A 10745-nucleotide genomic window follows, 5' to 3' on the forward strand; every position below is an offset into this window, starting at 1 on the left:
TCGGCCCCGCCCCCGGAGCGGGTGGCGAGCACGACCGCGGCCCCGGAGTCGCGCACGCCCCCGGTGGGGCCCCGGGTGTTCCAGCGCGCCCGGGGGCCAGTCCCGCGGTCAGGTCGTCGAGGACGGCGGGGAGGGGGAACGGCGCGTCCCGGTGCCGGGCCGGACGCGCCGGACCCGCGGGGCGGGCCCGAACGGCTGCGGTTCGCGCTCCGCCTGGTCGACGGAGCTGACGAGTACGGCCTGGTGTTCTGCTTCGCCCGCCTCGGCGGCGCGGCGGAAGGGGGCGCGGAGGCCCACCAGGCGGTCTGGTACGCGGCCGACCGGCGCGCACGCGTGCACGGCGGCGAGTCTTGGGTGGACCAGGGGTGCGTCGACGCTGTCCGCGCCCTCGTCGGGGCCGACCGGGTCACCGACCCGCGGGTGCGCCGTGCGCTCCTGGACGCCCTCTCCCAGGGACGCCTGCCCGAACCCGACCGCCTGCTCCCGCGCGCGGCGCGGTGGCGGGAGGAGCCCCTGGACCTGGACGCCGGGGGCGTGGTGTACATGCGCGGGGACGGGCGCGGCGGTTTCCTCGTCGAGGCGCGGGGAGAGGAGTCCGGCTTCCGGCTTCGGCTGTCCCCGGCCGGGGACAGCGCGTCCGGGTGCGGCGGCCATCCGCGCGAGCGGGCCGACACGTCCGGGGCCCGCACCGCCCACGGCTCCGCGGCCCCCGGCAGGGAGCCCCGGGACCCGGAGGCCGTGAGCCTGGAGGCCGCGGGCGTCCTTCGCCTGCGGGACCGTTCCGTGCGGGTCACGGGCCGGGGCTGGCACGAGCACACGTCCGGCGGGGGCCTCCTCCCGGCGCGGGACGGCCGCGACGCCTCCTGGTCCCGTGCCCGCGTCCGCCTGGACAACGGGTGGGAGCTGACCGTCCACCGCGCCGGCGGGGCCGACACCCCCGGCGAGACCCCGCCCGCGTGCGGGGCGACGGCCGTGCTGTCCTCCCCGGACGGGGAGCGCGTCGAGGCTCCCGCCACCCTGCTCGGCCTGCGCCCCTGGACGTCCCTGACCACCCTCAACACCTATCCCACGGCCTGCGACGTCGAGGTCCCGCTCCTGGAACTGCGGCTCCGGGCCACGGCGTGGTTCCCGCGCCAGGAGGCGGTCTCGGTCACCGCCCCCTGCGGGAGGCTGGAGGCCCACGCCGACGCCGAGGGCACGATGGGCGGCCGCCCGGTCCGCGGCCACGGACTCTGGGAGGTCTTCCCCGACACCCGGATCGAGGACTTCGAGCGCCACGTCACCCGCGTCCGCGCGGTCACCCGCCAGGAGATCGACCGCCTCTACCCGGCGGAGCCGGACGCGCGCTCCCTGACGGAGCTGGCCGGGACCGAGCACCGGCCCGAACGTCTCGACGGCGCGGTGCTGGAGGACCTGCACGCGTCGCTCGTGGGCCCGGTCCGGCACACCACCGCGGGCCTGGGCAGGAGCTGGCGCTCCTACGTCTCGACGGCGGCCGTCGAGCTGTTCGGCGTCGACAGCGAGCCCTACCGGCCCCTGCTGGCGGCCGCCGAGCTCCTGCACACCGGCAGCCTCATCGTCGACGACGTCGAGGACCGCTCACCGCTGCGGCGTGGCCGACCCGCGGCCCACGTCCTCTTCGGCGAGGCGGTCGCCGTCAACGCGGGCACGGCGGCCTACTTCGCGCTGGACCGCGTCCTGAACCGGGTCCTGCCCGACGACGCGGCCCTGAGGCTGCGCGTCTACCAGGTCTACCTACGGGTGCTGCGGGCCGGACACGGCGGACAGGCGATCGACATCGCGGGCCACCGGGCCGCGATGGACGAGGCCGTGGAGACGGGCGACGCCGAGGCGCTCCTGCGGCGGGTGCGCTCGGGCCACTGGCTCAAGACCGCGGCGCCCGTGCGGGGGCTGGCCGAGATCGGCGCGCTCGTCGCCGGCGCCCGGGAGGAGCAGTTCCGGGCGCTGGGCGAGTACTTCGACGCCGTGGGGCTGGCCTACCAGATCTCCGACGACGTCATGGACCTGCGCGGCCTCACCGCGCCCGCCGAGGGCGGCGGACGCTCGGCGACCAAGCACACCGCCGAGGACCTGCGCGCGGGCAAGGTCACGATGCCGCTGGCCCACGCCGTGGCCCTGCTGCCGCCCCGCCGGGTGCGCGAGCTCTGGTACGCGGTGCGCGACGGCGACGCCGACGAGGCGACCGTGGCCGCCGCCGCGGCGTCCCTGGAGGAGTGCGGCGCGGTCGCCGCCTGCACCGGGGAGGCCCGGGACCTGGTCGAGCGGACGTGGAAGCCCCTGCGGGACCTCGTGCCCTGCACCTGGGCCTCCGTCATGATGGACGCCCTCGGCGCCTACGCCGCCCGCAGGGAACGCGAGTAGTAGCGGCGACCCCTTCCCCCTCACGAGTGAGCAGACCCATGTCACACGCACCCGCCCCCACGCCCGCGCTGCGGGTCCGCGGCGTCCACAAGTCCTACGGCCGCCACCACGTGCTGCGCGGCGCCGAACTCGAACTCCCCGAGGCCTGCCTGGCCGGACTGGTCGGGGAGAACGGCTCCGGCAAGTCCACCCTGCTGCGCATCCTCTCGGGCGTCCTCGCCCCCGACCGCGGCACCGTCGAGCACCCCGGCAGCCTGGGCTACTGCCCCCAGCACACGGTGCTGAACCCGGCCTTCACCGTCGCCCAGCACCTGCGCCTCTTCCAGGTCGCGCACGACCTGCCCGACCTGTCCCGCGCCCGCGAACTCCTCGACGTCCTCGGGTGCGCCGAGTACCTCGACCACCGGGTCTGCACGCTCAGCGGCGGCACCCGGCAGAAGCTCAACCTCACCCTCGCGCTGATGCACGACCCGCACCTGCTGCTCCTGGACGAGCCCTACCAGGGTTTCGACTGGGACACCTACGAGCGTTTCTGGCGGCTGGCGGCCGACCTGCGCGACCGGGGGCGCTCCGTGCTGGTGGTCTCCCACATCGCCTTCGACACGGTGCGCTTCGACCGCCTGTGGCGGCTGGAGGGCGGGCGTCTGGTGGAGGGGGCGTCCTCGTCGGCGCCCCCGGCCCCCGCGGCGGCGGAGGGCCTGTGATGCGCCGCGCCTGGACCCGTTACGCCACCGCCACCCGCATGGCCCTGCTGGAGCACCTGCGCAACCGGCTGGCGCTGGTCCTGGTGGTGCTCTTCATCCCCGTCTGGATCACCCTGGTCTACCTGGTGATCGCCGACGCCGACGTGCGGTTCCTCCTGCGCGCCACCGGCGAGACCGTCACCGTGCACGGCAACCACGTCAGCAAGATCTCCGGCGCCGTCAACGCCGTCACGCTGATCGTCGGCTTCATGATGTTCATCGTCACCTACCGCTCCTTCGGGTTCGACCAGCGGCTGGCGATGGCCGGGTACCCGCGCCTGCACCTGCTCGCGGCCAAGCTCACGGCGCTGGTCACGGCCTCGGCGCTGGTCTGCGCCTACGCGGTGGCGGTGATCTGCTGGTACTGGGTCCCCGAACAGCCGTTCATGCTGTGGCTCTCCCTGCTGGGGTCCGCGCTGGCCTTCGGCGGGATCGGGGTGATGCTGGCGGCCCTGCTCCGGGGGGAGCTGGAGGGCATGTTCTGCATCGTCATGCTGTCCATCGTCGACATGGGGTTGCAGAACCCGGTGGCCAACCCGTCCTCGGACAGCGACGTCGTGCGCTACCTGCCCACCTACGGCACCATGCAGACCGGGGTCGCCGCGGGCTTCCAGGACACGGTGCCGCTCGCGTACCTGCTGCTGGGGCCGGCGTGGTTCCTGGCCACGGTGGCGGTGGCGGGGGCGGCGTTCCGCCTGCGCACCCGGGACCGCAGCCGTGCCTTCGTCCGCCCGGGTGCCCTCCGGCCGCGCCGGGTCCGCGCGGGCTGACCGGCGGCGCCGCGCCCGCCGGGCACCGGACGGCGGCGCGGCGCCGCAAACCCTTCCCGCTCCCAAAGCGTCGGGAAACATTATTCTGTACCGCATTCGAAACTATGGGAAAAGGTTTTCTGGGCGGTGCGGATTCCGCCCCCGGGGCGGTCGTACACGTTTTCCCGGACTATGCGCCGGTGGCGCGCCAAGCCCGTGTGGGCGGGCGGTCCCGCCTGCTCCCACGGGCTGCTGAAACCCTCTTCCCGCCAGGTCCGCCGGAGCGTTTCCTGGAATACACCGCTGCGGGTTCGCGTTGGAATGCATAACAGGAGTTCGGGCCGGTGGTGAAGGTCCGCCGCAACGCCGCTCCGGTTCCCGAGGCAGCGGGCGTGAGCGGAGGCCGTGGGGAGGAGCGGTGCAGCACATCGAACACATGCCGTACGGCGAGGTCCCGGCCGACGCCGACCCCGGCGCGATGACCCCGGAGGCGCTCGCCTCCCTCGACCGCTTCGGCCGGGAGGTCTCCGCGGCCGCCCGCCGGGCCCTGCGGGCGCGCGCCGAGGCGGGGGAGACCGCGTCCGCCGCCCGCGCGTGGAACGTCCTGGCCTCGGCCGACGGGGACTACTCCGTTCGCGAGGCGGCGCACGTCCTCAACCGGGACCCCTCCATCTCCACCGGACAGCGCCGCCCGTTCTCCTTCATCCGCGACAGCGGGATGGTCTCCCCGGACGACGACGTGCCCAAGGCCCGGCACCAACGCCACCTGCGCCTGCGGCCCACGTCCTACGAGCACCCCCGCACGGGCAGGCGCATGCCGGGGAGGCCTCAACTGCGGGTCACCGCCGAGGGGCTGCGGTACCTGCACCGGAGGATGGCCGGACACACCGCCCCGGCCCTGGACGAGGCGGCGTAGAGCCCGGACCCCTGTCGCGGGGGGCGCCGGTCAGGGGCGGCCCGCGGCGCACCGCGCCGGGGCCCCTCCCCACGGCGGTTCCGACGCCCTCCGCGGAGGGCGACCGCGCCCGCCACGAGAATCCCCCCGTGCTGTCCCTCCACCCGGGACGGCCGCAGGGGGCCCGGACCCGGCGGCGAGCGTCAGGTCCTCCCCAGTGCGGTCCCGGACCGGGCGCGGTCCCGGACCGGGCGCGGTCCGGGACCGGCCCGTCTCAGGACAGGCGCAGTCCCACGCGGGCGGTACCGGCGGGGACCGACACCAGGGCGCCCTCGCCGGTCGCGGTGACCTCCGCGCCGGGACCGTCGGCCTCGGCCGCGCCCGCGCCGACCAGCAGCACCCGCCACCCGTGGGCCGGGGCGGCCTGGGCCTCCACGGCGACCCCGCCCTCCGAACGCTCGGTCCGGAAGACCGCGGCGGCCGAGCCGTCGGCGGACGGCACGACAGTGGTGGACGCCGGGGCGGCCTCCCCGGCGCCGTACACGCGCAGGGTCAGCCCGTCCGTGTAGTCGTAGTCGGGCCGGTCGTCCACCGCGCCGACCGGCAGGACCGCGTTCGGCCGCACCAGCAGGGGCAGGGAGTCGAACCCGTGGGTCTCGCGGCGCCAGGCCGGGCCCCGCACCGTCTCGCCCGTGAGCAGGTGGGTCCACACGCCCTCGGGGACGTAGTACTCCACGGAGCCGTCCGCGCTCAGCACGGGGGCGACCAGCAGGTCCTCGCCCAGCATGTACTGCGTGTCCAGGTGGTGGCAGGTCGGGTCTTCGGGGAACTCCAGCAGCATCGCGCGCATCACGGGCGTGCCCTCCCGGTGGGCCTGCACGGCCGCGCCGAACAGGTAGGGCATGAGCGCGCACTTGAGCCTGGTGAACACGCGGGCCACCTCGGTGGACTCCTCGTCGAAGTCCCACGGCACCCGGTAGGAGCGGCTGCCGTGCAGCCTGCTGTGCGAGGAGAGCAGGCCGAACGCGAGCCAGCGCTTGAACACCGCGGCGTCGGGTGTGCCCTCGAAGCCGCCGATGTCGTGGCTCCAGAACCCGAACCCCGACAGCCCCAGGGACAGGCCGCCGCGCAGGCTCTCCGCCATCGCCCCGAACGTCGAGGCGCAGTCGCCGCCCCAGTGCACCGGGAAGCTCTGCCCGCCCGCCGTGGCCGAGCGCGCGAACAGGACGGCCTCGCCCTCACCGCGCTCGCGCTTCAGCAGGTCGAACACCGTCTCGTTGTACAGGTGCGTGTAGTAGTTGTGCATGGCCTGCGGGTCGGAGCCGTCCGACCACACCACGTCGGTCGGCACCCGCTCGCCGAAGTCGGTCTTGAAGCAGTCCACACCCATGTCGAGCAGGGCCTTGAGCTTTCCGGCGTACCACGCGCGGGCGTCGGCGGACGTGAAGTCCACCAGCGCCATCCCCGCCTGCCACATGTCCCACTGCCACACGGTCCCGTCCGGCCGCCGGACCAGGTGCCCCAGCCGGGAGCCCTCCTCGAACAGCGCCGACCGCTGGGCGATGTAGGGGTTGATCCACACGCAGGTCCGCAGCCCGCGCCCCTTGAGCCGGGAGAGCATGCCCACGGGATCGGGGAACAGCTCCGGGTCCCACTCGAAGTCGCACCAGTGGAACTCGCGCATCCAGAAGCAGTCGAAGTGGAACACGCTGAGCGGCACGCCCCGCTCGGCCATGCCGCCGATGAAGCGGTTGACCGTGTCCTCGTCGTAGGAGGTGGTGAACGACGTGGAAAGCCACAGCCCGAACGACCACCGCGGCGGCAGCGCGGGGCGGCCGGTGAGCGCGGTGTAGCGGGCCAGGATCTCCTTGGGGCTCTCCCCGTGGATCACGTAGTAGGTCAGGGCGTGGTCCTCCACGCTGAACTGCACGCGGCCGACCGACTCCGAGCCGACCTCGAACGACACCGGTCCCGAGTGCGCCACGAACACCCCGTAGCCCCGGTTGGTCAGGTAGAACGGCACGTTCTTGTAGGCCTGCTCGCTGCTCGTGCCGCCGTCGGCCTGCCAGATGTCCACGGTCTGGCCGTTGCGCGTGAACGGCGTGAACCGCTCGCCCATGCCGTACACCAGCTCGCGTATCCCCAGCGACAGCTGACCGAGCATGTGGTGGGAGCCGTCCGCGTCCTCCATGAAGGCGGTGCCCTTGGCGTCGGAGCCGGTCAGCACGGTGCCGCCCGCGCGGAACTCCATCCGCCAGGGGCCCTCGGTGGCCACGCGCAGCGACAGGTTCCCGCTGGTCAGCTCCACCGACGAACCGTCCCGCCGCACGGAGGGCGCGGCGCCGGGGTCGCCGCGCACGTCGAACTCCGGCGCGCGCCGGACCGAACCCGCCAGGTGTGTGCTCCGCACACCGATCACGCCGGGCGCTGGCGACCAGCAGTCCACCGTGATCAGCGGTGTGTTGAGGGTGTCACCCCGGTGCCCGATCGGGCGCACCGGGGCGTAGAGGGTGAACCGGTCGTCGAGTACCCGCACGTCGCGGGCCTCGCGCGCGCGGTTGGCGCGTACGCCCTCCCTCATCTGCCAGAAACCGTCGGTGAACTTCATGGCCGTCCCTTCCCTGTCGTCGTGGTCTCGGTTCGCCGGTGGCGCGGGCGGCGGGTCACTTGATCGACCCCCCGGAGATCCCGGCCGCCACGTATTTCTGCGCGACGACGAGGAGCACCGCCGCGGGGATCGAGGAGAGGACGGCCACGGCCATGACGGCGCCCCAGTCGCCGACGTGCGCGCCGATGTACTCGTAGATGCCGAGCGTCACGGGCTTGACCGCGTCGGTCGTGTTCAGCGTCAGCGCGAACAGGAAGTCCGACCACGCGAACAGGAAGGTGAACAGGCTGCCCGTGATCAGCGCGTTGCGGCTCATCGGCAGCACGATCGAGACCAGCACGCGCAGGCGTCCGCCGCCGTCGAGCATCCCGGCCTCCAGCACCTCCTCGGGGATGGACACCATGAACGCGCGCAGCAGGACGATCGTGAAGGGGATGCCCAGGGACGCGTCGGCCAGGATCAGCCCCAGGTAGGAGTTGACCAGGTCCAGTTCGACGTAGGCGTTGTACAGCGCGTTGGCCACGACGATGCCCGGGACCATCTGGGTGATCAGGGTGGCGAACACGACCGTCTCCGCGCCGCGCAGCCGGAACCGGGCCAGGGCGTAGGCGGCCGGGGCGGCCACCACGAGGCAGACCGCGACCGCGCCGAGCGCCACCAGGATCGACGTGAGCAGGTTGCCCGCCTGCGACTCCCAGGCCCGCTGGAAGTTGCCGAGGTCGAGCGTGCGCGGGAACCACCGCAGCTCCACCATCGCGGCGCCCGGTTGCAGCGCCGTGTTGACCATCCAGTACAGCGGGAACAGCAGCACGGCCAGGACCAGGACGCCGAACACCACGCTCACGGCGTCGCCCCGCGCCCCGCGCGTCATGCGCGGGCGCCGGGGCCGCGCGGCGGCCGGCGCCCCGCCGCTCCGGTTCGGGCCCGCCGGTGCGGGGGCGGTGCTCTCGGGCGCGGCGCTCATCGGGTGACACCTCCACGGTTGGCGCGCAGGTAGATGACCGCGAACACCATGCTGACGAGGATCAGGACGTTGCCCACCACGGCTCCCTGGCCGAAGTCGAGCTGGAGGAAGGACAGCTGGTAGGTGAGGGTGCCCAGGGTCTCCGTGGAGTGCGCCGGACCGCCATTGGTCAGCGCCAGGATCAGGTCCAGGATCTTCACGGTCGACATGAAGCCCAGCACCAGCACCACGGTCACCACGGGACGCAGCAGGGGCAGGGTCACCCCGAAGAAGGTGCGCAGCGGGCCCGCGCCGTCGAGCACGGCCGCCTCGCGCAGCTCCGCGGGGATCTCCTGGAGACCGCCGTAGAGGATCACCATGTTGAAGGGGATGCCGATCCAGATGTTGACCAGCACCACCGACAGCAGCGCGAAGTCGGGGCTGCTCAGCCAGGGCACGGCCGAGGACGTGATCTGGAGCGCCTGGAGCGACTCGTTCAGCACGCCGGTCTCCTGGTCCAGGACCCGGCGCCAGACGGTTCCGGCCACCACCATCGGGATCAGCCACGGCAGCAGGAGCAGGGAGCGCATGATCCCCGACAGCGGGAAGCGGCGGCTGAAGAAGACCGCCAGCGCCATGCCGACGCAGAACTGGCCCGTCAGCGATCCCAGCGTGAACAGCAGGGTGTGCCACAGGGACGCGCCGAACAGCTCGTTGGCGAAGACCGCCCGCCAGTTGTCCAGCCCGTTGAACGGAGCCTCCCCCGTGAAGTACGTGGCGAAGGTGTAGTCCTGGAAGCTCATCACCACGTTGCGGACCAGCGGGTACCCGAAGAACAACAGCATGTACAGCAGCGCCGGGGCGACGAACAGCCACTTCGCGAGGTTCCGGTTCGAGGGGCTCCGGCGCCCGCGCGCCGCGGCCGCCGTCGTTGTCGTCGCCGTCATGATCCGGCCTCCAGCTCCGCCTCGACCCGCGCCTGGGCGCGTTCCATGGCCTCCCGCGGGCCCGCCTCGCCGGTGAGCGACGCCTGGAGCGCGGTGCCGATGGCCTGGGAGTAGGTGTTCCACTCGGTGCCGGCGTACTCGGTCCGGCTGCGCGCCGTGCGCACCTGGTCCACGAACGGGGACAGCTCCGGGACCAGGTCGCGGTACTGCTCGGCCGCCTCGGTGTCCACGGGCACGTTGCTGCCCTTGGTCGACCAGTCCAACTGGGCCTCGGCCGTGGTCAGGCAGGCCACGAGTTCGGCGGCCACGCGTTCGCGCTCGGGGTCCTCGGCGTTGACCGGCACGGTGAAGGTGGTTCCGCCGATCGGCGCGACCGAGGTGTCCCCGGCCTCGGGCACGGGGATCTCCGCCACGGCCCACCCCAGTTCGGGGTGCTCCCGGAGGACCGGCAACTGCCAGGGGCCGTTCACCATCATGGCCGCGTTGCCCGCGATGAACTGGTCGTTGACGTCGGCCTGGGTCCAGTTGACCACCGAGGGGGAGACCGACCCCGACTCGACCAGCGAGGTGACGTACTCCAGCGACTCCACCGACTCCTGCGAGGCCAGCTCGCTCTCGTCGCCGCCGTTGGACCACAGCCACGGCAGGAACTGGTAGACGCCGTCCTCGGTGGCCAGGGCGCTGATCGCCAGGCCGTAGCGCCCGCCCCCGGTCAGCTCGGCGGCGGCCTCCTCCAGCTCCGCCCAGGTACCGGGCGGGTCGACGCCCGCCTCCTCCAGGGCAGCCGTGTTGTAGAAGAGCCCCAGGGAGTTCACCGACCGGGCGGCGCCGTAGTACACGCCCTCGTAGCTTCCGATGGACAGGGCCCCCTCGGACAGGCCCCGCGTTGGTACGCCGAGGTCCTCCAGCGGTACCAGGCCCCCGGCCGCCGCGAACTGCGGCAGGTCCGAGCCGTCGAGCGAGAGCACGTCGGGTAGCGAGTCGGAGGAGGCCATCCGCAGGGCCTTGGGCACGAGCTGGTCGGCGGGCACGCTGATCTGGCGCACCTCCACGCCCACCTGTTCGCCGCACAGGTCCATGGCCTCCTCGTCCCAGGTGTGGTACGGCTCGTCGGTGCTGGAGTTCATGACGGTGTACACGCTCGGGTCGCGTTCGGCCGCGCAACCGACTCCGGTCAGGGCGAGCGCCGCGGCGCAGGCGGCCGCCGAAGCCGTTCTTAGCAGGCGGTACGGGTGTCGGTGCAGGTGTTCGCGCATGTCGGGGGCCTTTTCGGCGGGGGCGGGTGTCAGCGCGCCGGCCGCGTCGTGTCGGGGGCTGGCGCCACCGGGGCCGCGACCGGCAGGTAGCCGGACGGCGGGCGGTTCATGCACGGACTGAGCCGCGCCGCCGGGGAGCTGGGCTACGACCTGCTGCTCCTGACCGTGCGCGACGACGACGCCGGGGCGCACGGGCTGGAGCGCGCCGCGCGCAGCAGGCTC

At 73.4% G+C, this 10745-nt stretch carries 8 protein-coding genes; 4 read left to right on the forward strand and 4 right to left on the reverse strand.

Going from position 1 to position 10745, the window contains the following annotated elements; all coding sequences use genetic code 11:
• Positions 1–75: 75 nt before the first annotated feature.
• The 4 genes from ABD54_RS22945 to ABD54_RS22960 all read left to right on the forward strand — a co-directional run bounded on the left by ABD54_RS22945 (position 76) and on the right by ABD54_RS22960 (position 4790).
• A complete protein-coding gene (locus tag ABD54_RS22945) occupies positions 76–2382 on the forward strand; it encodes a polyprenyl synthetase family protein (protein ID WP_047871616.1) in 2307 nt (768 codons plus the stop codon).
• Positions 2383–2420: 38 nt separating this feature from the next.
• Positions 2421–3086, forward strand: a complete 666-nt coding sequence (locus tag ABD54_RS22950; protein WP_047871610.1) for an ATP-binding cassette domain-containing protein — start codon at positions 2421–2423, stop codon at positions 3084–3086.
• Positions 3086–3895, forward strand: coding sequence for a hypothetical protein (locus ABD54_RS22955; RefSeq protein WP_047871611.1), 810 nt, complete (start codon positions 3086–3088; stop codon positions 3893–3895). Before ABD54_RS22950 ends, ABD54_RS22955 begins: the two co-directional genes overlap by 1 nt.
• A 397-nt stretch (positions 3896–4292) precedes the next feature.
• Positions 4293–4790, forward strand: coding sequence for a phage antirepressor KilAC domain-containing protein (locus ABD54_RS22960; RefSeq protein WP_047871612.1), 498 nt, complete (start codon positions 4293–4295; stop codon positions 4788–4790).
• 253 nt (positions 4791–5043) lie between these two features.
• On the opposite strand, the gene yicI is transcribed toward ABD54_RS22960, so the two are convergent.
• Genes yicI through ABD54_RS22980 form a run of 4 tightly spaced genes read right to left on the reverse strand, consistent with a single transcriptional unit; the run spans position 5044 to position 10523 of the window.
• Complete coding sequence (gene yicI / locus ABD54_RS22965; protein WP_047871613.1) at positions 5044–7377, reverse strand: alpha-xylosidase; 2334 nt, start codon at positions 7375–7377, stop codon at positions 5044–5046.
• 55 nt (positions 7378–7432) lie between these two features.
• The gene (locus ABD54_RS22970; protein ID WP_047871614.1) at positions 7433–8341 is read right to left on the reverse strand and encodes a carbohydrate ABC transporter permease; all 909 of its coding nucleotides are present in this window, start codon (positions 8339–8341) and stop codon (positions 7433–7435) included.
• The gene (locus ABD54_RS22975) at positions 8338–9267 is read right to left on the reverse strand and encodes a carbohydrate ABC transporter permease (RefSeq protein WP_047871615.1); all 930 of its coding nucleotides are present in this window, start codon (positions 9265–9267) and stop codon (positions 8338–8340) included. Before ABD54_RS22975 ends, ABD54_RS22970 begins: the two co-directional genes overlap by 4 nt.
• Positions 9264–10523, reverse strand: a complete 1260-nt coding sequence (locus tag ABD54_RS22980; RefSeq protein WP_053063642.1) for a sugar ABC transporter substrate-binding protein — start codon at positions 10521–10523, stop codon at positions 9264–9266. The genes ABD54_RS22975 and ABD54_RS22980 overlap by 4 nt, the downstream gene beginning before the upstream one ends.
• Between the last annotated feature and the right edge of the window lie 222 nt (positions 10524–10745).

Origin of the sequence: Nocardiopsis sp. RV163 (assembly GCF_001029525.1) — a bacterium.
Lineage (GTDB): Bacteria > Actinomycetota > Actinomycetes > Streptosporangiales > Streptosporangiaceae > Nocardiopsis > Nocardiopsis dassonvillei.